Annotated in this window: 22 protein-coding genes and 2 tRNA genes; 17 read left to right on the top strand and 7 right to left on the bottom strand. The window is 65.8% G+C overall.

Going from position 1 to position 22,158, the window contains the following annotated elements; genetic code table 11:
- The first annotated feature begins 6 nt into the window (after positions 1 to 6).
- The 12 genes from proB to NNX34_RS10445 all read left to right on the top strand — a co-directional run bounded on the left by proB (position 7) and on the right by NNX34_RS10445 (position 9,007).
- The gene (gene proB / locus NNX34_RS10500) at positions 7 to 1,221 is read left to right on the top strand and encodes a glutamate 5-kinase (protein WP_255766440.1); all 1,215 of its coding nucleotides are present in this window, start codon (positions 7 to 9) and stop codon (positions 1,219 to 1,221) included.
- Entirely contained in the window at positions 1,218 to 2,528 is a 1,311-nt protein-coding gene (locus NNX34_RS10495; RefSeq protein WP_255766438.1) for a glutamate-5-semialdehyde dehydrogenase, read from the top strand. Before proB ends, NNX34_RS10495 begins: the two co-directional genes overlap by 4 nt.
- A 119-nt stretch (positions 2,529 to 2,647) precedes the next feature.
- Entirely contained in the window at positions 2,648 to 2,881 is a 234-nt protein-coding gene (locus NNX34_RS10490; RefSeq protein WP_227921083.1) for a hypothetical protein, read from the top strand.
- Between the two features lie 35 nt (positions 2,882 to 2,916).
- Positions 2,917 to 3,582 (top strand): nicotinate-nucleotide adenylyltransferase, encoded by a 666-nt coding sequence (gene nadD / locus NNX34_RS10485; RefSeq protein WP_255766437.1) that lies wholly within the window; start codon positions 2,917 to 2,919, stop codon positions 3,580 to 3,582.
- Positions 3,583 to 3,606: 24 nt separating this feature from the next.
- Entirely contained in the window at positions 3,607 to 4,899 is a 1,293-nt protein-coding gene (locus NNX34_RS10480; RefSeq protein WP_255766436.1) for a hypothetical protein, read from the top strand.
- 24 nt (positions 4,900 to 4,923) lie between these two features.
- The gene (gene rsfS / locus NNX34_RS10475; protein WP_227921091.1) at positions 4,924 to 5,310 is read left to right on the top strand and encodes a ribosome silencing factor; all 387 of its coding nucleotides are present in this window, start codon (positions 4,924 to 4,926) and stop codon (positions 5,308 to 5,310) included.
- 9 nt (positions 5,311 to 5,319) lie between these two features.
- The gene (locus tag NNX34_RS10470) at positions 5,320 to 6,003 is read left to right on the top strand and encodes a histidine phosphatase family protein (RefSeq protein ID WP_255766435.1); all 684 of its coding nucleotides are present in this window, start codon (positions 5,320 to 5,322) and stop codon (positions 6,001 to 6,003) included.
- 126 nt (positions 6,004 to 6,129) lie between these two features.
- Positions 6,130 to 6,205, top strand: a tRNA-Ala gene (locus NNX34_RS10465).
- Positions 6,206 to 6,254: 49 nt separating this feature from the next.
- Positions 6,255 to 6,330 (top strand) — tRNA-Ala (locus NNX34_RS10460).
- A 171-nt stretch (positions 6,331 to 6,501) separates the two neighbouring features.
- Complete coding sequence (gene pnuC / locus NNX34_RS10455; protein WP_255766434.1) at positions 6,502 to 7,164, top strand: nicotinamide riboside transporter PnuC; 663 nt, start codon at positions 6,502 to 6,504, stop codon at positions 7,162 to 7,164.
- Positions 7,161 to 8,267, top strand: a complete 1,107-nt coding sequence (locus NNX34_RS10450; RefSeq protein ID WP_255766433.1) for an AAA family ATPase — start codon at positions 7,161 to 7,163, stop codon at positions 8,265 to 8,267. The genes pnuC and NNX34_RS10450 overlap by 4 nt, the downstream gene beginning before the upstream one ends.
- Positions 8,267 to 9,007, top strand: coding sequence for an NUDIX domain-containing protein (locus NNX34_RS10445; RefSeq protein WP_255766432.1), 741 nt, complete (start codon positions 8,267 to 8,269; stop codon positions 9,005 to 9,007). Before NNX34_RS10450 ends, NNX34_RS10445 begins: the two co-directional genes overlap by 1 nt.
- Positions 9,008 to 9,032: 25 nt before the next feature.
- On the opposite strand, the gene NNX34_RS10440 is transcribed toward NNX34_RS10445, so the two are convergent.
- Genes NNX34_RS10440 through NNX34_RS10430 form a run of 3 tightly spaced genes read right to left on the bottom strand, consistent with a single transcriptional unit; the run spans position 9,033 to position 12,306 of the window.
- Positions 9,033 to 9,737, bottom strand: coding sequence for a lysoplasmalogenase (locus NNX34_RS10440; protein WP_255766431.1), 705 nt, complete (start codon positions 9,735 to 9,737; stop codon positions 9,033 to 9,035).
- Positions 9,738 to 9,793: 56 nt separating this feature from the next.
- Positions 9,794 to 11,101 (bottom strand): D-arabinono-1,4-lactone oxidase, encoded by a 1,308-nt coding sequence (locus NNX34_RS10435; protein WP_255766430.1) that lies wholly within the window; start codon positions 11,099 to 11,101, stop codon positions 9,794 to 9,796.
- Positions 11,098 to 12,306, bottom strand: coding sequence for an amino acid deaminase/aldolase (locus NNX34_RS10430; RefSeq protein WP_255766429.1), 1,209 nt, complete (start codon positions 12,304 to 12,306; stop codon positions 11,098 to 11,100). Before NNX34_RS10430 ends, NNX34_RS10435 begins: the two co-directional genes overlap by 4 nt.
- Positions 12,307 to 12,582: 276 nt before the next feature.
- Between NNX34_RS10430 and NNX34_RS10425 the strand changes: the two genes are divergently transcribed.
- Both NNX34_RS10425 and NNX34_RS10420 read left to right on the top strand, forming a co-directional pair.
- Positions 12,583 to 13,680 (top strand): acyl-CoA desaturase, encoded by a 1,098-nt coding sequence (locus tag NNX34_RS10425; protein WP_227921104.1) that lies wholly within the window; start codon positions 12,583 to 12,585, stop codon positions 13,678 to 13,680.
- A 51-nt stretch (positions 13,681 to 13,731) separates the two neighbouring features.
- On the top strand, positions 13,732 to 14,805 hold the full coding sequence (locus NNX34_RS10420) for an App1 family protein (protein ID WP_255766428.1): 1,074 nt from the start codon (positions 13,732 to 13,734) through the stop codon (positions 14,803 to 14,805).
- 62 nt (positions 14,806 to 14,867) lie between these two features.
- On the opposite strand, the gene NNX34_RS10415 is transcribed toward NNX34_RS10420, so the two are convergent.
- The 4 genes from NNX34_RS10415 to NNX34_RS10400 all read right to left on the bottom strand — a co-directional run bounded on the left by NNX34_RS10415 (position 14,868) and on the right by NNX34_RS10400 (position 18,674).
- Positions 14,868 to 15,341: a hypothetical protein gene (locus NNX34_RS10415; protein ID WP_255766427.1), complete on the bottom strand. Its 474-nt coding sequence runs from the start codon at positions 15,339 to 15,341 to the stop codon at positions 14,868 to 14,870.
- Positions 15,342 to 15,605: 264 nt separating this feature from the next.
- Positions 15,606 to 16,484, bottom strand: coding sequence for an NAD(P)H-binding protein (locus tag NNX34_RS10410; RefSeq protein WP_255766426.1), 879 nt, complete (start codon positions 16,482 to 16,484; stop codon positions 15,606 to 15,608).
- 110 nt (positions 16,485 to 16,594) lie between these two features.
- Positions 16,595 to 17,695: an aromatic acid exporter family protein gene (locus NNX34_RS10405; RefSeq protein ID WP_255766425.1), complete on the bottom strand. Its 1,101-nt coding sequence runs from the start codon at positions 17,693 to 17,695 to the stop codon at positions 16,595 to 16,597.
- Positions 17,696 to 17,735: 40 nt separating this feature from the next.
- Positions 17,736 to 18,674 carry a LysR family transcriptional regulator gene (locus NNX34_RS10400; protein ID WP_255766424.1) on the bottom strand — a complete coding sequence of 313 codons (939 nt, stop codon included), beginning with the start codon at positions 18,672 to 18,674 and terminating at the stop codon, positions 17,736 to 17,738.
- A 452-nt stretch (positions 18,675 to 19,126) separates the two neighbouring features.
- Here NNX34_RS10400 and nrdH point away from each other — a divergent pair, with 452 nt between their 5' ends.
- The 3 genes from nrdH (at position 19,127) to nrdE (ending at position 22,104) form a co-directional block, all read left to right on the top strand.
- Positions 19,127 to 19,372 (top strand): glutaredoxin-like protein NrdH, encoded by a 246-nt coding sequence (gene nrdH, locus NNX34_RS10395; protein WP_146361766.1) that lies wholly within the window; start codon positions 19,127 to 19,129, stop codon positions 19,370 to 19,372.
- 99 nt (positions 19,373 to 19,471) lie between these two features.
- Positions 19,472 to 19,969: a class Ib ribonucleoside-diphosphate reductase assembly flavoprotein NrdI gene (gene nrdI / locus NNX34_RS10390; RefSeq protein WP_255766423.1), complete on the top strand. Its 498-nt coding sequence runs from the start codon at positions 19,472 to 19,474 to the stop codon at positions 19,967 to 19,969.
- Positions 19,966 to 22,104, top strand: coding sequence for a class 1b ribonucleoside-diphosphate reductase subunit alpha (nrdE, locus tag NNX34_RS10385; RefSeq protein ID WP_255766596.1), 2,139 nt, complete (start codon positions 19,966 to 19,968; stop codon positions 22,102 to 22,104). Before nrdI ends, nrdE begins: the two co-directional genes overlap by 4 nt.
- The last annotated feature ends 54 nt before the right edge of the window (positions 22,105 to 22,158 follow it).

The following is a 22,158-nucleotide window of genomic DNA, read 5'->3' as shown; positions in this document are numbered from 1 at the left end:
CAGGTTATGAGTGAACACATCGAATTCGCCTCTCCTGCCCGCCGTGCGTTGACTTCCCGCTCCGGGCTTGCCCGGGCCCGCCGGGTGGTGGTCAAGGTAGGTTCCTCGTCCCTGACCTCCGTGGCGGGCGGGATCTCCGACTCTGCCCTGCGGTCCCTGGCCGACGTGCTTTCCGCCCGGCATGCGCAGGGAACCGAGATCATCCTGGTCTCCTCCGGCGCTATCAGCGCCGGGCTGGCGCCGCTGGGCCTCACCAAGCGTCCGGCGCAGCTTTCCTCCCAGCAGGCTGCCGCCAGCGTGGGCCAGGGCCTGCTGATGGCGCGTTACACGCAGGCGTTCAGTGTGCACGGTGTCACCGTCAGCCAGGTGCTGCTCACCATTGAGGACCTGATGCGCCGCGCCCATCACGCCAATGCGCACCGGGCCATGGAACGGCTGCTGAACTTCGGTGTCCTGCCGATCGTGAATGAGAACGACGCCGTCGCCAGCCACGAAATCCGCTTCGGCGACAATGACCGCCTGGCCGCCCTGGTGGCGCACCTCGTGAAGGCCGACGCGCTCATCCTGCTATCCGACGTCGACGCCCTCTACGACGGTCCGCCGTCCGAGGGTGCCCGCCGCATCCCCGAAGTCACCGGTCCCAAGGACCTGGCGGACGTGCGGATCGGCAAGGTGGGCAGGGCCGGCGTCGGTACGGGCGGGATGGCAACCAAGGTCGAAGCAGCCACCATTGCCGCGGAATCGGGCATCCCGGCACTGGTCACGTCCACGGCCAACGCGGCCGCCGCGCTGGCCGGAGAAGACGTGGGCACCTGGTTCACCACCCGCGGCCGGCGCCGGTCCATCCGCCTGCTGTGGCTCGCCCACCTCGCCCGTATCCAAGGCACCCTGGTGCTCGACGACGGCGCCGCAAAGGCAGTGGGGGACCGGCACCGTTCGCTGCTGCCGGCAGGAATCACTGCGGTCAAGGGGCAGTTCGAACCCGGTGACGCCGTTGCCCTGGCCGATACCGCGGGCCGCGTGATTGCCCATGGCCTGACCAACTACGGTTCGGACGAGCTGCCCTCCATGCTCGGCCGCTCCACCCGGGAACTGTCCCGCGAGCTGGGGCGCGGCTATGAACGCGCGGTGGTCCACGTTAACGACCTCGTTCTCCTGCACCCCAACGAAGCACCGGCACCCGCGCCGGATGCCGGCACCGGGCCTACACTGGGGTCATGACTTCCGTGAACACAACAGAGGCTGACCTGGAACCTGCCGGCACGGACAACGGCGTGGAAGCCCAGGTCCATGCCCTTGCCGACCGTTCCCGCGCGGCTGCCCGGCGCCTGGCGCGGGCCAACCGTGCCTGGAAGGACCGCGCCCTGCGGCAGATTGCGCAGAACGTCAATGCGAAACAGGCCGCCATCCTTGCGGCCAACGCCCGCGATGTGGCGGCAGGCCGGGACAACGGGACCTCCGCGGCCATGCTGGACCGGCTGTCGCTGACGCCGGCACGCATCACCGCGCTGGCCGCAGCGCTGGAGAACCTGGCCGGGCTGCCGGATCCGGTGGGATCCGTAGCCCGCGGCCAGACGCTGCCCAACGGCCTGCGGCTGCGCCAGGTGCATGTTCCGATGGGCGTGGTGGCCGCGATCTACGAGGCCCGCCCCAACGTCACCCTCGATATTGCCGGACTGGCGCTGAAAAGCGGCAATGCCGTTCTCCTGCGCGGCGGCAGCGCCGCGGAGAACACCAACGCCGTCCTCGTGGAGATCATCCGTGACTCCCTCGAGGAAGCGGGCCTGCCCGCCGATGCCGTGCAGAGCGTTGACCAGTACGGCCGTGAGGGCGCCACCGTCCTGATGAAGGCCCGGGGCCGGGTGGACGTGCTGATTCCGCGCGGCGGCCGCTCCCTGATCCAGTCCGTCGTCACCAACGCCACCGTGCCCGTCATCGAGACGGGGGAGGGCAACGTCCACATCTACCTGGACCGGACGGCGCCGGTGGAGATGGCAGTGGATATCCTGCTCAACGCCAAGACGCAGCGCCCCAGCGTCTGCAATACCGTCGAGACCCTGCTCATCCACGAGGGTGCTCCGGCTGCCCGCGACGTCCTGGCGGCGCTGGCTGCCGCCGGCGTCCGCCTGCACGCCGACCCCCGCGCCATGGAACTGCTGCCCGCCGGAGTCAGCGCGGAAAAAGCCGACGACGGCGACTGGGGGCGTGAGTACATGGACCTGGACCTGGCCGTGGCGGTAGTGGACACGCTCGATGACGCGCTGGAGCACATTCGGCGCTGGACCACCGGACACACTGAAGCGATCATCACCAATGACCTTGCCAATGCGGAGCGGTTCATTGCGGAGATCGATTCCGCGGCGGTGATTGTCAATGCCTCCACCAGGTTCACGGACGGGGGCGAACTCGGGCTCGGCGCCGAGGTGGGCATTTCCACGCAGAAAATGCATGCGCGCGGCCCCATGGGGCTCAGGGAACTGACCACCACGAAATGGATCATCCAGGGCGACGGGCAGATCCGCGACTAGTTCCGTCCAGCGCCCGGCGACGGGTCCGGCTGCGATGTGCACTCCGTTACGCGTACCATTGACTAAGAACCCGTTCCGCCGGCTGCCCGGCGGAACCTATCGATCTCTAGGGGAGATACATGCTGATCCAGCTTACGGGCGCCGTGTTTACTGCTGCCGAAGAACACCACGTTGAACTGCCGGCGTCTCCGTACGTCTACGGCGGAGTGATCTTTGCGGCGCTGCTGCTGCTGATGCTGATCACGGTGTCCTTCTCCAATGTGGGCAACCGCCACACGGCCGAGCCGGAGCACGTTGACCCCCAGCGCCAGTTCCCCGACAAGCATGACCACGGCCAGGCCATCCGGGACTGACCCCGTACGTGGAGTCAGCGGAGGCGTTCTTCCCCATGGGTGAACCGCAGCGGACACAAAGCAACGGAAAGCGCAGATTCCGCCTCGGAGTCATGGGTGGAACGTTCGACCCCATTCATAACGGCCACCTGGTTGCCGCGAGTGAGGTTGCGTCCACGTTCGATCTGGACGAAGTGGTTTTCGTCCCCACCGGCGACCCGTGGCATAAGCCGGCCGCCCAGCAGGTGAGTCCGGCCGAGCACCGGTACCTGATGACGGTCATTGCTACGGCATCGAACCCGCGGTTCACGGTGAGCCGCGTCGACATCGACCGGCCGGGCCCTACGTACACCATTGATACTCTGCGTGACTTGAAGACGGCAAGGCCCGAGGCTGACCTGTTCTTCATTACCGGCGCCGATGCCATGGCGCAGATCCTGTCCTGGAAAGACATCCAGGAGCTGTGGTCACTGGCGCGGTTCGTGGGGGTGACGCGGCCGGGGCACGTTCTGGAGAACGTCGGCCGGGATGACGTCTTCCTGTTGGACGTGCCGGCCATGGCGATTTCGTCGACCGATTGCCGGCGCCGCGTGGCCGAAGGCAACCCCGTGTGGTACCTCGTCCCGGACGGGGTAGTGCAGTACATCGCGAAGCACCGTTTGTACGCCGCCGACAGGCAGGCTCCGAACTCCGCGGAAACCGAAACAGAACCAGTAGCGTAAATACACATACCGGATGGGTAGGAAATGACTAACGGTCCAGAGTCCGCGCCGCGGCGCAGCCGCCGGGCGGCCGACGTACCCGTGGATTCCCCGGCCGGGCCGCGGGAACGTGAGTCCCAGCAGCGTGCCCGGGACCGGGAAGCGCTGCGTGCGTACAAGGCCCTGGCAGAGACGCCGGAGCGCCGTGACCCTGAGACTGCGCCGCCCACCCGCCGCCAGCTGAGGCTGCAGCAGCAACAGCGTGCTGCAGCTGCGGGTACCGGGGCCGGCTCGGCTGAGTTGCCCGCGGATGTCCCGGCCTCGCCGGAGGCAACCGGACCGGTCTCTTCCGAACCGTCTCCACCGGCACCTGCCGGTCCGTCGCTGCGTCGGGAACGACGCCGGCAATCGTCCTTGGCGGGTACGGACGCGGAACCGGAGTCCCAGGTCCCGGAGCCCAAGGCTCCGCAGCTTAAGGCTTCGGAACGGCAGGTTGCGGAAACGCAGGACGAGCAGGAATTGAGCTCTCGGGCATCCCGAAAGCAGAGCCGCCGCGCGGCACCGGCTTTGGCAACTCCCGCCGTTACGGAAGGTCCGGCCGCCGGTCCCGCTGCCGGCACCGACCCGAACGCCGACGTCGAGGGTATGAGCGTGGAACAGGCCCTGGCTGCCCGCCAGGCACTGGAGGGACAGGCCCGCAACCATGTTGCGGCCATGGAGGCACTGCAGGTTGATGATCCGCAGGCCGTGGACCTGGAACTGCTGGCCCAGCAGAAGGCCCTGGCCGAACGTGCCAAGGTACTGAACCGCCGCACCCGCGCCATCGAGAAACTGTCGCAGGAAAACGAGCAGCGCAAACCGTCGCCGAGCGACCCGAGTACTGCCCACAACCTGGCGATGGTGACGCCGCTCGAGTTCGTGAAGGTCCCGGGGATGGAACATCCCGTGATGAAGGCGCCGCAGACCTCGCACATTCCCATTGTCACCTCGTCGACGCCGGTGGTGGATCCGGAGGCTGCTGCCGCGCGGCCCCTGCCGGCGGTTCCTGCCCAGCGTCCGGCGTCCGTGCCGCGCCGGGTACCCGTCGGCGCCACGGACGTGCGCCATTCACGGATCCTCGCCCGCGCTGATGCGCTGGTCAATAAACCGGTTGAATCCGAGGAAGCTGCGGCCCCCATCGGTGCCCGCAGTGCCTTCGGGCTTGACCCCCTAGATGTCATGACGGCCGGACTCGGCCGTACCCGGAGGCTGCGTTTTGCGGCCGCCGGAGTTGCAGGTCTGGGCACACTTGCCCTGATCGTCGGAGTACTAATGATCGTCGGCGGCCTTGGCGGCTGACCGATTACCCCAAGGAGACACACTTTGAGCGCCACCGAATCTTCCATCGACATTGCACGGGCGGCGGCCAAAGCGGCCTCGGCCAAGATTGCGGACGATATCGTCGCAATCGACGTGAGCGAACGGCTTGCCATCACCGACGTCTTCCTCATTGCCTCGGCCTCGAATGAGCGCCAGGTCAACGCCATTGTTGACGGCATCGAAGAGGAACTGTCCAAGATGGACCTCAAGCCCGTGCGCCGTGAAGGACGCAGCGAAGGCCGTTGGGTCCTGCTGGACTACGCCAACGTCGTTGTGCACGTCCAGCACGAGGAGGACCGCGTGTTCTACGCCTTGGAGCGTCTGTGGAAGGACTGCCCCGAGGTTGACCTCCAGCTTGAAGACGCTCCTGCCGGCGCCGAGTCCGAATAGCCTGTGACCATGAGCGCCCCTGCCCCTTGGGATCCGGATTCCGCGTCGCGCCGGGTGGTTTTCTGGCGCCATGGACGTACGGAATGGAACCGGGCGGGGCGCTTCCAAGGGCAGCAGGATATTGCCCTTGACGACACCGGCCTGCGGCAGGCTGCCGAGGCGGCGGCAGTGCTGCGGTTCCTCGAACCCGACGCGATAGTTTCCTCGGACCTGAGCCGTGCCCTGGGCACAGGCAGGGTCCTGGCCGCCGAGACCGGTCTTGACGTGGCGGAGGACAAACGCCTGCGGGAAACATTTGCCGGCACGTGGGAAGGGCGTACCTTCACACAGATCGCGGAGCAGGACGCACCGCTGCTCAGCGCCTGGTCGGCGGGAGTAGGCAGCGCCCGGGCGGGCGGCGGGGAAACGCGCGTCGACGTCGGCCGGCGGGTCGCCGAGGCAGTGGGGGAGGCCGTCCAGGAACTGCCTGCCGGCGGCACGCTTGTGGCCGTAAGCCACGGGGGAGCGATCCGCGCCGGAATCTGCGCGCTGCTCGGCCTGCCTACGGAGTCCTGGGCGGTCATCTCGGGGGTATCCAATTGCCACTGGTCGGTCCTTCAGGAAATCCCGGACCGGCACGGGAATTCCGCCTGGCACCTGGCCCAGCACAACGTGGGGCTGGACTCGCTTCCCAGCGGCCCGGTGGAGGGCTGAAAGACCCTCTTTCCTGCCCGTCAGGGGAGCGCTGAGTGGATTTTGCGCTCCTGTTGATTTGTACTAAGGTAGAGGAGTTGCTTCGCCCCGGTGAACGGGAAAGTGAAGTAAACAACCTTTAGTTTTGGGGCTGTGGCGCAGCTGGTAGCGCACCTGCATGGCATGCAGGGGGTCAGGGGTTCGAGTCCCCTCAGCTCCACCAAAACCTTCGGGAGACCGAAGGGTTTGCGGTGGAAAATCACTGAAAGTTCGGGGCTGTGGCGCAGCTGGTAGCGCACCTGCATGGCATGCAGGGGGTCAGGGGTTCGAGTCCCCTCAGCTCCACCAACAAGACCGCTGGAACACGGGAAATCCTGTGTCCAGCGGTTTTTTAGTGCCCGGAATGCTCCGGTTTGTTGTGACGTAGCTCTCAATACTGGTCCACGGCAGGTCTTCCGTTCTCTCACCATCGGCCTTAGGCTACTCATTGTCACACTGACAATAAATCAGGAGAGCGTCATGAATGCAGTACTGGACTGGATGAACTCGCCGGCAGCATCCCTGCTTGGAGCACCCGTCAGCTGGATCGAAGTCATCGGGTTCGTCACCGGTGCTGCCTGCGTCTACGGCGTCGCCCGGCAGAAGGCCTGGAACTGGCCCGTGGGCATCATCAACAACATCGCGTTTATGGTTCTCTTCTTCGGGGCCGGGCTCTACGGCGAGACCCTCCTGCAGGCCGTGTTCGCCGGCGTCGCCGTTTACGGGTGGTACAACTGGGTCCGCGGCGCCAAGGATACGGAGCAGAAAAGCGACCTGCCGATCCGCGACGCAAGCCGGAACGAGATTATTGCCGGTATCGCCGCCGTCGTCCTGGCCACCGTGGGGATCGCCATGATCCTCACGCACGGAACCGACTCCGAGGTTCCCTGGCCCGATGCCTTCGTCCTGGCCGCGTCGCTCCTGGCCACCTACGGACAGGCGAAGAAGATCTTCCAGCACTGGTACGTCTGGATTGCCATCGACCTCGTCAGTGTTCCGCTGTACTTCTCCCGCGGACTCAACCTCACCGCCATCCTCTACATCGGTTTCACCGCCCTCTGCGTCTACGGTCTTATCGACTGGAAGCGCACCCGCACCGCGGCCGTCCGCCCGGCTGCCGAGGCCGGAAAGATACCGGCATGAGCCTGTTTGGCCAGGGTGTCGTGATCGGCAAGTTCTATCCGCCGCACGTCGGCCACCGGCACCTCATCGCCCGGGCGTCGGAGCAGTGCACAAGGCTCGCCGTCGTCATCCTTGGCAGCCGGTTCGAGAGTATCGCCCTTGAAGACCGGGTGAAGTGGCTTGCCGCCGAGTTCGCAGAGACGAACGTAACGGTCATCGGGATGCCGGACGACTGCCCGGTGGACTACAACTCCCGGACCATCTGGAAGGCACACAACGAGGCCTTGCGCATCGCCCTCAAGCTAAAGGGCATCACAGCCGTCGACGCCGTCTTCAGCTCCGAGGACTACGGCAGCGAACTCGCGCAGGACTTCGGCGCGGCCCACGTCATGGTGGACAGGCTCCGCACCGCCTATCCCGTCAGCGGCACCCTCTGCCGGGACGACATCGGCGCAGCCTGGCGGAACATCATCAAAGGTGCCCGGCAGGACATGGCCGTGCGAATCATCGTGGTCGGAGCCGAGTCCGCCGGCACCACCACCCTCGCCCGGGCACTGACCGAGCACTACCGGGCGAGCTTCCCCGAGCTCGTCGACGTTCCCGAATTCGGCCGCCAGTACACCTATGACAAGTTCGCCGCTCTGCAGGAAACCAAGCCCGACGCCGTCCTGTCCGACATGGTCTGGACCGCGGAGGATTTCGCCGTCATCGGGGAACGGCAGAACGAGATGGAAAACGAAGCAGCGGCGCGGTGTCCGCTGGTCATTGCCGATACGGATGTGATCGCCACTGCGCTCTTTGAACGGATCTACATCGGTGAGCAAAGCTACGGTTCCTACCATGCCGTGGAGCGGTTGCCCCGCCGCGACCTCTACCTCGTCACCGACCACGACGGCGTGCCCTTCGAGGACGACGGATGGCGCGATCCGGAGCACCCCCGGGCCGAAATGACCGAGTGGTTCAAGGAGGAGCTCACGGCAGCCGGGCATTCCTGGATCCTTGTTTCCGGCACTCCGGAGGAGCGGATATCCACGGCAACTGAGATAATCGACCTCATCATCGCCCAGCGGAACCGCTTCACCTCACCGCCCTGGGCAAAGCGGACGGTACTGACAGGAGCCTGATGGCCACCGAAGAAGAGCAGTTCCTTCAGGACTACGCGCCCAGGGAGTATCCCTCCGTTGCGCTGACCGTGGATCTGGTCGTCTTCGCCGTCAAAGGAAGCACCCTCCATGCAGCCCTCGTCCGCCGCGGAGGGCATCCCTTCAAGGGTGCCCTGGCGCTGCCCGGCGGCTTCGTGGGGCCGGATGAGGATGCCCTCACGGCTGCGTGGCGTGAGCTGCAGGAGGAAACCGGACTGGACCTGGGTGCGCACCGCGCCTACGTCGAGCAGCTCGCCACCTACAGCTCACCTGTTCGCGACCCGCGGATGCGCGTTGTGTCCGTCGCCCATCTGGCGCTGCTCGCAACCGACGGCAGCGCCCTGCCCGCGCTGAACCCGGGCACCGACACTGCAGCCGCGCAGTGGATGCCGGTATATGACGTCCTCGCCAATGAGGCGCTGGCCTTCGACCACCGCGAGATCCTCACCGCGGCCCTGGACCGCCTTGCCGGCAAGATCGAATACACCCTCACCGCAGCCAGGCTTCTGCCTGAGGAATTTGCCCTCTACCAGCTGCGCCGCGTGTACCAGGCCGTGTGGAACACCGACAAGCTCGACGCCGGGAACTTCACCCGGAAGATGACCGGCGCCCTGCGGGACACCGGACGCAAGGTCCTCCGCGGGAAGGGTGCCCCCGCAGCGGTATTCACCGTCAAGGACGAGTACCTCAGCCCGCCGATGATGCGGCCCGCGGAGGGCTGAGGCGTTTCCACCGGGGGCTGGACCCTCAGCGTCCGTCCCGCCAGGTCCGAAGCACCCCGGCAACAATAAGGGCCTGCCCCGCACAGTAGGTCAGCATGACAAGGGGATTGGTCCAGTCAGGCATCTGCTCGGGCAGGAAGATCCGGCCGGCCAGGATCGTGTCCGAGGCCAGGAACAGCAGGCCGCCGGCGGCCACCATCGGCCGGCAGCGCGCCGCCGTCGCCGCAGTGCCGGCGAGGACAATGCCGTACGCGGCCACGGCCAGGGCCAGACCGCCCAGTGCAGGCCACAGCACCACAAGCATCAGTACCCACCACAGCGGGAAGACCAGTGCCCACCGCGGGATTCGTCCGGCAGCGGCGTACCCCGCCAGGAGCCAGATATAACAGACGTGGGCCAGGCCGAAGGAGCCGAGCATTACCGGCAGTTCCGGTGCCGACGGGAAGAACGCGGCGGCGCCGTCACCGATCCAGGAGAAGAACAGGGCCGCAAGCAGCAGTGCCGCCGGCAGCATCCGGCCGGCAGGCCCGCGGACGACGCCGCGCGCGCCCCAGAGGGCGGCGACGGCAAGCAGCGGCATCAGGGTGAGTTTGGTGGGTTCGGCGATGTCGGTGGCTTCGACTGCCCGCGCCCCGACATGAACGGCAGAGGCTGCTGCGAAAGGCAGGAATCCCCACCACCACGAGCGGGGCAGGACGGTGGTCTGGCTTTGGGCGGGCGCGGCGGTCACGGCACTCCTTCGGGTCGGCTGCAGACCATCGTACGGTGCCTCCGGCGCGATGGCCGTTAGGCGCCCAGCACCCGGTCCAGATAGGCGTTCGCGAAGACCCGGCCCGGATCCAGCTGCTCCCGTACCGCCAGGAAGTCCCTGAAACGCGGGTACCGCTCCGCCAGTGCCGCCGCCTGGAGCGAATGCAGCTTGCCCCAATGCGGCCGCCCGCCGTGGGCGAGCATAAGTTCCTCGACGGCGTCGAAGTACTCGGCGAAGTCCTCCCGGTAATAGCGGTGCACGGCTATATAGGCGGTCTCCCGGCCGTAGGCGGTGGACAGCCAGCGGTCATCGGCCGCCGCCCAGCGGACCTCCACGGGAAAAGAGATCCGCCAGCGGCGCTCCTCGATCAGCTCCCGGAGGGCGGAGAAGGCCGGGCCCAGGCGGTCCGCCGGGACGGCGTACTCCATCTCCCGGAACCTCACGTTGCGCCGGGTGGTGAAGACCCGCGCCGAAGCGTCCGAATAGTCCCGGCCGCCGAGCAGCCGTGCCGCGGCGGCGTTCACGGCAGGGACAACCGCCGGTACCGCACTGCCTACGGCACAGGTACCCCGGAACACGGTGTTTGCCAGCAGGGAGTCGTTAATCCAGCGCGCAGCGGGACCGGGCGGACGGCAGCAGGCAGCACCGGGCAGGCGGGTGTTCGCCTTGGTGGCAGCGCGGTCGGTGTGCGGAAACCAGTAGAACTCAAAATGGTCGGTTGCTTTCACCCGGTCGTCCAGTCCCTCGAGCACATCCGCCAGGGGCTCGGACCGTTCTTCGGCCTGGAGCACGAATGCGGGTACGCACTGGAGGGTGACGTCGGCGATGACACCCAGGGCACCCAGTCCGAGGGCGGCGGCCGGGAGCAGGGGATCCCCGCTGCCCACGCTGAGCAGGCCGCCGTCGGGCTGGACCAGGGTCACGCCCGCCACTTGGGTGGCCATTCCGCCGAACCCGGCACCCGTTCCGTGCGTCCCGGTGGAAACTGCACCGGCGATGGACTGCCGGTCAATGTCGCCGAGGTTCGGCATTGCCAGTCCGTACGGTTCCAGCAGTGCCGGAATCCGATGCAGCCGGGTGCCGGCCCGGAGCCGCACCCGGCACCTTTCGGTGTCCACTGCGACTACCCCCTGCAGGGCACTGAGGTCCAGCTGGACGCTGTCGGTGGCGGCAATGTCGGTGAAGCTGTGGCCCGCCCCTACGGCCTTGACCCGCTGCCCGGCGCCGGCCGCGCCGGCCACGCAACGCTGCAGGCCGGCGGTATCGATCGGGCGCTCCACGCGAAGCGGTTCCGCAGTAACGTTCCGTCCCCAGTTTTCCCACCCGGCGCCCGCCGTCCTCACAGGAACGCCTTCCCCTCGCCGCGGTAGGTGGGCAACGTGTCCACGATCTTCCCGCCGTCCACGACCTGGTACTCGTTGAGGTGTTCGGCCGGCTCGCCGCTCTTGGCATGCCGGAACCAGACGCGGTCACCGGGACGCAGCGTCCCGGCAGCCGCTCCGTGCAGGGGAGTCTGTACCTCTCCCGCCCCTTCCCGCGGGAGGAAACGCAGGCCCGCCGGCCAGACCGGACGCGGAAGGCGGCTGGCTCCCGGCGGCCCCGAGGCGATCCATCCGCCGCCCAGCACGGTGGCGGTGTCCGACGTCGGACGGCGGACGACGTCGAACGCGTAGGCGGCGGCAGGGGCCGGCGTAAACGCACGGTAGTTGTCGAACAGGTGTCCGCCGAAGAGTCCGGAACCGGCCGTAATCTCGGTGACCGCCGGGTCCGCGCGCGTGGCTTCGATGGAGCCGGTGCCGCCGCCGTTCACGAATTCGAGCGGGGCCAGATCGCGCAGCCACCCGGCAATGAGCTGCCTGCGGCCGAGGAGCTCGGCCATGGACCGCGGCTGCAGGTGCCGCATGAGGACATTCCGCGGGCCTGCCCCGGGAACCGCGTCGCCCACGCCGGCCACCTGGGCTTCGTACATCATCAAACCCACCAGCCGGAAGCCGGGGCGGGCGGCAATCCGACGGCCCAGTCGGACGGCGTCGTCCGGGGTGTGCAGGGGAGACCGCCGGGTGCCGATGAAGCCCAGCGCCGGCGCCTGCCAGGAGGCGTCCGCATCCAGGCAGATACGCACCTCCGGGCGCTTGCCCGCCGGTGCCAGGGCATCTATCAGGTCCAGCTGGGACTCGTCGTCGACCATCAGGGTCACCCGGGCGGCCAGCCGTTCGTCGCCCAGCAGCCGGGTGAGGGCCGGCCGGTCCGTGCTGGGATATCCCACTAAAACATCCGTGCACCGCTCCGCCAGCCACAGGGCTTCGGGGAGTGTGTAACCGAAAACGCCCCGAAAACCGGGGAGCTGAAGCAGCGCCTCTATGACGCCGCGGACGCGGAGGGACTTGCTGGCAATCCGCAGGGGCATGCCGCCGGCGCGCCGGAGCAGGTCCGCAGCGTTGGACCGAAGAGCCTCCAGCCCCAGCACCGCCACCGGTGCCGGCAGGGCCGCGGTGGCCTCCGACAATGCGGGCCAATAGGTTTCGGGGGTCAGCCAGGGAGGGGACACGGGAACACCGGACGGCTCCGGTGTTCCCGGCAAGCCGGGCGGGAACAGTTGCAGAGGGGGAGCCGGAGTCCCGGCGTCGTTGCGGTTACCCATGGTGACCTCCGTTGTCTGCACCCACCCTAAACGCGGAATGCCGCACCCTCCAGCACGCAACGCTCGGCAGCCGCAGCGCAATGTCACAGACAAACACCAGCCTTCCGGGTTAGGGTGGTCACATCCGCAGAGCGAAACCGCTCGCCACGCCGACTGGGAAGTCGTACACCACCAGAAGGCCGCATGAGTTTAACCGCATCCTCCACTGCACCCGTTGAAGAAGTCCCGAGCGAAAAGAAGCCGCGCCGGAATAACGTCACCAGCACCTACTCCGGACTGCTTAAAGCCGTCCGTGACGAAGGCCTGCTGAAGCGCCGGAGCTCTTTCTACATCACCACTTTCGTGTTCCTGTGCATCGGCCTGGTTGCCGCCGCCACAGGGTCTTTCTTTATCGGGGAGAGCTGGTTCCAGCTGCTCATCGCCGCGGCGCTGGGCATCCTCCTGACGCAGCTAGCGTTTATTGCGCACGAGGCCTCGCACCGCCAGGTGTTCGAATCGGGGCCGGCTAATGACCGGGCCGGTAAGTTCGTGGCAAACGCCGTCGTCGGCATCAGTTACCAGTGGTGGATGAACAAGCACAGCCGGCACCATGCCAACCCCAACACGGTGGGCAAGGACCCGGACATCGACATGGACACCATCTCCTTCCTTCCGGAGCAGGCGGCACGGCAGAAGGGCTTCATGGCCTGGTTTGCACGCCGCCAGGGATGGCTGTTCTTCCCGCTGCTGATGCTGGAGGGCATCAACCTGCATGCGACGTCCATCAAGCACCTGTTCGCGAACAAGCAGGTCAAGGGACGCATCTCCGAACTGGTCATGGTCTTCACCCGTCTGGGCCTGTACCTGGCTGCCGTGTTCTTCTTCCTGCCGGTGGGAATGGCCTTCGCCTTCATCGGCGTGCAGCTTGCAGTTTTCGGTGTCTACATGGGTGCTTCGTTCGCCCCGAACCACAAGGGCATGCCGATTCTCCCCAGGGACTCCAAGGTCGATTTCCTTAGCCGCCAGGTTCTGACTTCGCGGAACATCGTGGGCCGCGGCATGAACACCCTGATGGGTGGACTGAACTACCAGGTGGAGCACCACCTGTTCCCGAGCATGCCCCGGCCGTCGCTGGCCCGGGCCAGCGAACTGGTGAAGGAACACTGCTCCAAGCACTCCATCCCCTACACCGAGACCACGCTCGTGCAGTCCTACGCCATTGTGGTCCGGTACCTCAACGAGGTGGGGCTCTCCGCCCGGGATCCGTTCGACTGCCCGGTCCGGTCAAAGTACCGCATCTAGCGTGCTGATCCGGCAAATACCTGCGATCGAAGCATCTGACAGACTAGGAATATGACAAAAAACCCCGCAGACCGTCCGGCGGATAAAACTCCGGTGGCCCACCTCGGCATGCGCATGGAGGATTCCCTGCATGCATGGCGCGATGAACGTGCCCGGAAGCGGGGGGACGTGCAGATAGTCCTTCCCTTCACCGGATACGGCTCCACGGAATGGGTGCGCGTACTTGGCCGGGTCATCCTGGCCAAGCCCGGTTATTTTGACGGCGCTGAAAAGTCGATGGCGTCCAAGGCGATCGCCGACGGCATCCGCGGCTGGCGGAACTTCATGAGCCCGCCGGTCAACAAAGCCACGGTCACCGTGGTTGTGGGCGACCAGAAGCATGTGGTCACCGCGGACCGGGGAGGAGTGGTTGACGCCGTCCTTCCTGCGGATCTTGCTCCGGGCTGGACCACCGTCCTGCTTCGTTCCGAAGACGGCGAGGAAACCACCGCGCCGATCTACGTGGTGGATCCGGCGGCCGAGGTTGGCGTCGTGTCGGACATTGACGACACCATCATGGTCACCGCACTTCCACGGCCGATGCTGGCAGCCTGGAACACCTTTGTCCTCGACGAGCACGCCCGTACGCCCACACCGGGAATGGCGGTGATGATGGACCGCCTGGCACGGGAAAACCCCGTGGGCCCGGTGCTCTACCTCTCGACCGGCGCCTGGAACGTCGCCGCTACGCTGACCAGGTTCATTACCCGCAACCTCTATCCGGCCGGTCCGCTGCTGCTGACCGACTGGGGTCCCACCACGGACCGCTGGTTCCGCAGCGGCCAGGCGCACAAGCGCAGCCAGCTGGAACGGCTGGCCCAGGAATTCCCGGACATCAAGTGGCTGCTGATCGGCGATAACGGCCAGCATGACGAAGAAATCTACGCCGACTTCGCCCAGCGCCACCCGGAAAACGTTCGGGCCATTGCCATCCGCCAGCTGTCGGCCGGCGAAGCGGTGCTGGCCGGCGGACGGACGGGCAAGCCGGGGGAGACCCCCGTGGACGTCCCCTGGATCTACGCGCCCGACGGCGCCGGGATGGCCCGTCAGCTCGCGGAGCTCGGGCTGCTGACCGACGAGGGCTAGTTTTCCCCCTTTCGCGAACCGGCTCGTGCCCTGGAGGTCCCAGGGTACGAGCCGGTTCGCGTTTAAGGCAGTTCCGCCTCAGTGATCGTTACTCCCCAGGGAACGCCTTCGGTGCCGTGTACGTCCACATCGAGCGCCCCTGCGGCGGGCCTGATGTCCACGGTAGGCGAATGGTTGTTCGCATCCGGCCCGCATGAGAGCTCCATTGGTCCTACCCTGGCCAGCTCGATGGTGATGGTGCCGGTCTGGGCGCAGGCTGCCTGCAGGGTGACGGCCTCGGCCTCGGTCTTGAGACCGCGGACGGCGCGGACGCCGCCGTTCCGGCTATTGGTCTGGACGACCAGAGCGGCTGCGCCCGGATCCGGCGCCGCGACCGGGAGCGCGGACTCGGACGGGTCGGCTCCCGGGCTCTGGCTTGCCGGGGTCTCCGAGACAGCGGAGCCTTCCCCTGTATCTGCTGTTGAACAACCCGACAAGGAGATAGCGGCAAGTGAGAATGCGGCTAATGCCGGCAGTGCAATTCTGCGTTTTTTCATTAACATTGGTTCCCCTTTTTAGTGGGGAGGCCCTCCATGTTGTCTAACCCGATTTCCGGGCGGCTGACCCCTACGGATGGTGCTTTATGAATCGCAGTTCAATCTGTGTTTACATTTCGAAGTCTTGCTTTTCCGCCGGGCAGTGTCAATAAGAAGACGCGTTCCCGGAGGGCCCGCCAGCCCTTGGATGCCCTTTATTTCAGGCTTTTTGGGGAATGCAATTAATTTCCTGAAACCGGCTTCCAGGGGGTAATTTCCCGTGTACTAGCTCTGCGGATTCAGGGCCGGGCGAAGGACATCGTAAGCCCACGCCGCCAGGGAGGTGGGGGTGGAGGTCACCAGGCTGCGGGGGTCTTCCGGGGTGAAGTCCAGCTGGCCGCGCGACATCCCCAGGATCCCCTCGATCCTGGCCTCCGTTAGTCCGGCCCCGCGCAGCATGCCGGCATACTCCGTCTCGGATATCTGCAGTGCGGCCAGCGGGCGGCCGACGGCGGCACCCACAACCGCAGCAACCTCACGGCACGAGAGGTCCTGCGGGCCGAGAACCCCGAGGGTGCGCCTGCCGTGCCAGTCCGTGGCCAGCAGCCGCGCGGCCGCAACGTCCCCGATGTCCCGCGGATCGACCCACGGCATCCGGTGCTCGACGGGCAGGATGGTGGTCAGCACGCCGGCGCGCACGGAGTCCAGATCAGCGAGCAGGTTCGTGAAGAAATAGCCGCAGCGCAGGTGCGTCACGTGCGCGCCCGTACCGTTCAGCAGTACTTCGGTGCGGGCCAGGCCGTCCACTTCACCGAACCCGCTGCGGACCTCGGCTCCCACACTGCTCTGGAACACCACGCGTGGAACGGCATTGGCGGTCACCGCTGCGGCGGCCGTCTCCCCGAACCGCTCATAGCCGTCCAGCGGGTCGTCGTCATCACTGGGCGGATCCACCCAGTACAGGGCATCGGCGCCGAAGGTGGCACGCAGGACGGCGTCCTCATCGTCCTGGTTGCCCTCCACCACATCGCAGAACCCCCGGAGTCCGGGCTCCAGCCGGGAGGCGTCGCGCAGCAGGGCCGTCGGCCGGACGCCTGCCTGGATGAGCAGCCTTAAGACCCGGGAACCAACGTGCCCCGTGGGCGTGGTAACGACAATTTTCACGGCGCTGTCCCTTGTCCGGCGTCATCCTTCGTGCGGCGCGGCCTGGTTGCGGTCCCTGCTGCGGGGGAGTCTAACCGTCCGCCCGCGCTGCAGGAAAGGGCGGCGCGGACCTAGGCGTCGCCGTCGGACTCCGTGTTGATGATCCGCAGGATGCGGCGCAGGTCCATGGCCAGGGCGGCCGTCGCATCCACGGGGCTGTCGGCCGAGCCCGAGGTGTTGACCAGGCGCACCAGTTCCACGAGCGCCTGGGTTGCCGTGGAGTGCTCCTCGCTTTCGGGATCCCAGGCCTCCACCGCTTCGGCGCAGCCGTTTACTGCTTTGGCCAGGGGTACGGTCAGGGCGGCCGGGACAGCGACGTTCTGCGGATTCCGCCAGATGGCGTCGGTGAGGACTTCGGTCATGTCCTTCACATGCCGGGTGGCGCGTTCCATGGCCCGCAGCGCCCGGTAGTCGGCAGTGAAATCACGGCTGTACTTGCGGCTGCGGATGTTTCCGTGCCGGCTGGTGTCCGCCAGCTCCACGGCTTCCCGGACCTCCTTGGTCAGGGTATCCAGTTCGCTCTCGCGCTGGGACCAGTCCTCGTGTTTGGGCGGCCAGGTTTCCTCCAGCGCCGTTCCCATGTCCCGCAGTTGCCGTGCCAGCGATTTCCGCAGTGTGACCAGCCCGTTGACGGCGCCGTTCAGGTGCAGGGGCGGGAAGACGAGGGCGTTGACGGCCAGCCCGACAACGACACCAACCAGCATCTGCACGCCGTAGCCGAACGAGTAGCCGTCCGGATCATCACCGCCCAGGAGCAGCACGAACAGCGCAGCCATCGGCACGTATTCCCGGCCGGACGCCCCCAGGAAGTTCAACCCGCCGAGCAGCACGCCAATGCCGACGATCACGGAAATGGTCCAGACATTCGGGGTGCCGATCAGCAGGGCCCCCAGCGCCAAAAGCATGCCGGTCACCAGGCCGGCCAGGGTTTCCATGCCGGTGCGGAAGGAGCCGGAGACGGTGGGGTACATGCTGACAATGGCACCCAGCGGAGCGTAATAGGGGTACTGCGAAGCCACCCCCGGCACGTGCGGGGCAAGTGTCCAGGCGATGCCGACAGCGAGGGTGGCCTTGAAGGCGAGCTGGAAGCGGGTGACGCGCAGGACTCCGGTCACCCGGTTGGTAACGGCACTCAATGACCGTTTGGAGATGGTTTTTTCGCCAGTGGTCATGTTTCGAGTATGGCCCGGGCCTAACTCAGGAAACGACTTTTCAGCCCTGCCGGGCACCGGATGTGGGGAGCGGCACTATGCTTCGGCGGCCCAGTACATCGGCCAGCCGGTCCAGGAACAGCCGGACCTGCACGTTTTGTTCGTGGATCAGCAGGGCGAAGATGCTACGGGCCAGCCGGATTTCGGGGACATCCAGCACTACGGTGCCGGCCGGCCGGTTCAGCATCGCCAGTTCGGGAACCAGCGCCGCGCCAAGGCCGGCGGAAGCCATGGCCAGGCTGGCGTTGAAGTCATCGCAGTACGCGGCCACCTGCGGGTGGAGGCTGCAGCTGGCGAAGAGCCGCTCGATCACCAGGGCATCGGGGGTGCCTGGATGATGCATGATCCAGGGCATCCCCGCCAGCTGCTCGGCGGACATCTCGGCACCGCTGCGGATGCCCCAGGACTCGGGCAGCACCACACGGAAATTATCGTCGCCCAGCCAGCGGCGGCTGATGGAGGACGGCCAGGCCAGCCCGCCCTGGCCCACCTGGTACACCAGTGCGACGTCGAGGTTCCCTCCCGTGCGCAGCCCCTGGATAGTCTGTGCCGGTTCGGCGACGGAAAGCAGCAGGTCAATTCCCAGATCCCGCCACTGGGGCGACGCCAGCAGTTCCGGCAGGGCGAAGGTGGCCAGGCTGGGGAAGATGCCCAGGCGCAGCACCTCTGAGCTGCCCGGTCCGGGACGGGCCGCGGCCGCCAGGAGGGCATCCATGTCGGTGAGCACCTTGACGGCGTGCCGGGCCATGACGACGGCGGCTTCCGTGGGCGAGGCGGTGCGGGCGGAACGCTCGAACAGGCGCGCACCGGTGTCCTTCTCCAGGGCGGACATCTGCTGGGACACGGCCGAGGCCGTGTAGCCCAGCCGCAGGGCGGCTCCGGCAAACGACCCGGTGCGGAGAACCTCCAGCAGCGTCTTCAGGTGCACGGGGTTGACCATTCCGGCACCCTCCTTCCTCGCCCCTGCGGGGCCGACCACAATATCTAGTGTTGGCGGGTACTAGACCCGACACGCCCACGGTACGCGACACGCTTGAATCTTGCCTGCCTCGTCACATGTGCATCGCGTTCTGCACAGGCTGTGGAGAACCCCTGCCGGGCCGCTGGAATCCCGCCTATTTACGCGGCATGCCCTGTGCACAAACTGTGGACGGCGGCCCCCTGTAATGACATACTTGTAATACATCATGTAGGGGTTCCACCTTGAGGGGCGCACTAGATGTAGTGTCTGGGCATGGAACTGGATGTAGTATCTAGGAACAGACTTCGAGAGCTTCACCAAGCTCCACAAGCAACTTTTTGAACACAACGAACGACCAGTATCGCCAGCTTCATCAGGCACCATCCAGCAGCACAGAACAGACTTCACGCTTCACTAGGGGAGACCACGCCATGACCGTTACGGTTTACACCAAGCCCGCCTGCGTACAGTGCAACGCCACTTACCGCGCCCTCGACAAGAAGGGCATTGTGTACCAGAGCGTGGACATGTCGCAGGACCCCGAGGCCCTCGAGCGCGTCCGTGCCATGGGCTACATGCAGGCCCCCGTTGTCGTCACCGAGCAGGACTCCTGGTCCGGCTTCCGGCCCGACAAGATCGAAGAGCTGGCCCAGGCGCAGGTTTCCTCCGTAGCCTAGGGAGCCGCCGGGCTCCGTCCGGCTTTCCCGCCGCAGCACCTCGCATCACGCACCACCCGCGCAATACCCGTCAGGAGCGCAGCAACCATGGCACTGGGGATGGCAGACCAAGCCGGCTTTGCGCCGGCATCGGCATCCGCAGGGGATGGACAACCGGAAACGGACGCCTCCCTGATCTACTTCTCCTCAGCCTCCGGGTATACCCGCCGTTTTGTGGAAAAGCTCGGGATCTTCGCGGCGGCTCTTCCGCTCCACACCTCCCAGCCCACACTGCTGGCCACCCGGCCCTACGTACTGCTGCTTCCCACCTACGGTGGAACGGCTGCATCACCGGGGGCCGCAGCCCGGGGCGCCGTTCCCAAGCAGGTCATCAAGTTCCTGAACAACGAGCGCAACCGCTCCTTGATCCGGGGTGTGATCGGGGCGGGCAACACAAACTTCGGGGACTCCTATTGCCTCGCGGCGGACATCATCGCCGTGAAGTGCCAGGTCCCCGTGCTGTATCGATTTGAACTCATGGGCACGTCCGAGGACGTTGCCAAGGTTAACGAAGGATTGGAAAAGTTTTGGACACATCAGTCGCAGAAGCCGGCATGACGGACTCCAAGGAGCTCCCGGAGGCTTACAAGGACCTGGGCTACCACGAGCTCAACGCCATGCTGAACCTGTACGGCAAGAACGGAGAGATCCAGTTCGACGCCGACCGCGCTGCTGCGCGCCAGTACTTCCTCCAGCACGTTAACAACAACACGGTCTTCTTCCATGACCTGGAAGAGAAGCTGGAATACCTGGTCAAGAACGAGTACTACGAGCCGGAAACGCTCGACCAGTACTCCATGACCTTCATCAAGGAGCTGTACACCCGCGCCTACAAGAAGAAGTTCCGCTTCGAAACCTTCCTCGGCGCGTTCAAGTTCTACACCTCGTACACGCTGAAGACCTTCGACGGCAAGCGTTACCTGGAGCGCTACGAAGACCGTGTCTGCATGGTTGCCCTGCACCTGGCCCGCGGCGACGAGCAGCTCGCCACGCAGATGGTGGACGAAATCATCGAGGGCCGCTTCCAGCCGGCCACCCCCACGTTCCTCAACGCCGGCAAGGCCCAGCGCGGCGAGCTCGTCTCCTGCTTCCTGCTGCGCATCGAAGACAACATGGAGTCCATCGGCCGCTCCATCAACTCCGCGCTGCAGCTCTCCAAGCGCGGCGGCGGCGTCGCCTTTGCACTGACCAACATCCGCGAGGTCGGCGCGCCGATCAAGCAGATCGAGAACCAGTCCTCCGGCGTCATCCCCGTGATGAAGCTCCTTGAGGACAGCTTCTCCTACGCGAACCAGCTCGGTGCCCGCCAGGGTGCCGGTGCCGTGTACCTGCACGCCCACCACCCGGACATCAACCGGTTCCTCGACACCAAGCGCGAGAACGCCGACGAGAAGATCCGCATCAAGACCCTCTCCCTCGGCGTCGTCGTCCCGGACATCACCTTCGACCTGGCCAAGCGCGACGAGGACATGTACCTGTTCTCGCCGTACGACGTCGAGAAGGTCTACGGCATGCCGTTCTCCGACATCTCGGTCACCGAGAAGTACTACGAGATGGTGGACGATTCCCGGATCAAGAAGACCAAGATCCGTGCCCGCGAGTTCTTCCAGACCCTCGCCGAGATCCAGTTCGAGTCCGGCTACCCGTACATCATGTTCGAGGACACGGTGAACCGGGAGAACCCGATCGACGGCAAGATCATCATGTCCAACCTGTGCTCGGAAATCCTCCAGGTTTCCCAGCCCACCACGTACAACGATGACCTGTCCTACGACGAGACCGGCAAGGACATCTCCTGCAACCTCGGCTCGCTGAACATTGCCAAGACCATGGACTCGCCGGACTTCGGCCGGACCATCGAGACGGCTATCCGTGCGCTGACCGCCGTTTCGGACATGAGCCACATCGGCTCCGTTCCGTCCATTGCCAAGGGCAATGACATGTCGCATGCCATCGGCCTGGGCCAGATGAACCTGCACGGCTACCTGGCACGCGAGCGGGTCTATTACGGTTCCGAAGAAGGCATCGACTTCACGAACATCTACTTCTACACGGTGGTCTACCACGCCGTGCGGGCGTCGAACCTGCTGGCCATCGAGACCGGCCGCAAGTTCGCCGGCTTCGAGCGCTCCAAGTACGCCACGGGGGAGTACTTCGACAAGTACACCAACCAGGAATGGGCACCGCAGACCCAGCGTGTCCGCGAACTGTTCGACGGCGTGCACATCCCCACCCAGGCTGACTGGGAGGCGCTGAAGGCTTCGGTCATGGAACACGGCATCTACAACCAGAACCTGCAGGCCGTGCCGCCCACGGGCTCGATCTCCTACATCAACAACTCCACCTCCTCCATCCACCCGGTGGCATCGAAGATCGAGATCCGCAAGGAAGGCAAGCTGGGACGCGTCTACTACCCGGCTCCGTACCTGACCAACGACAACCTGGAGTACTACCAGGATGCGTACGAGATCGGCTACGAGAAGATCATCGACACCTACGCCGCTGCGACGCAGCACGTGGACCAGGGCCTGTCCCTGACGCTGTTCTTCAAGGACACCGCAACCACCCGCGACATCAACAAGGCGCAGATCTACGCCTGGCGCAAGGGCATCAAGACCATCTACTACATCCGCCTGCGCCAGCTCGCGCTGGAAGGCACCGAGGTTGAGGGCTGCGTTTCCTGCATGCTGTAAGGCTGCCGCTTTCCGCACCCCCTTCCCCGAACTTTTGAAGACAAGGAATTATTC

It is taken from the genome of Arthrobacter sp. zg-Y1116 (genome assembly GCF_024385485.1).
Taxonomy (GTDB): domain Bacteria; phylum Actinomycetota; class Actinomycetes; order Actinomycetales; family Micrococcaceae; genus Arthrobacter_B.
Note: the sequence above shows the minus strand (reverse complement) of the source record. Positions and strands in the feature narration are given on the sequence as shown.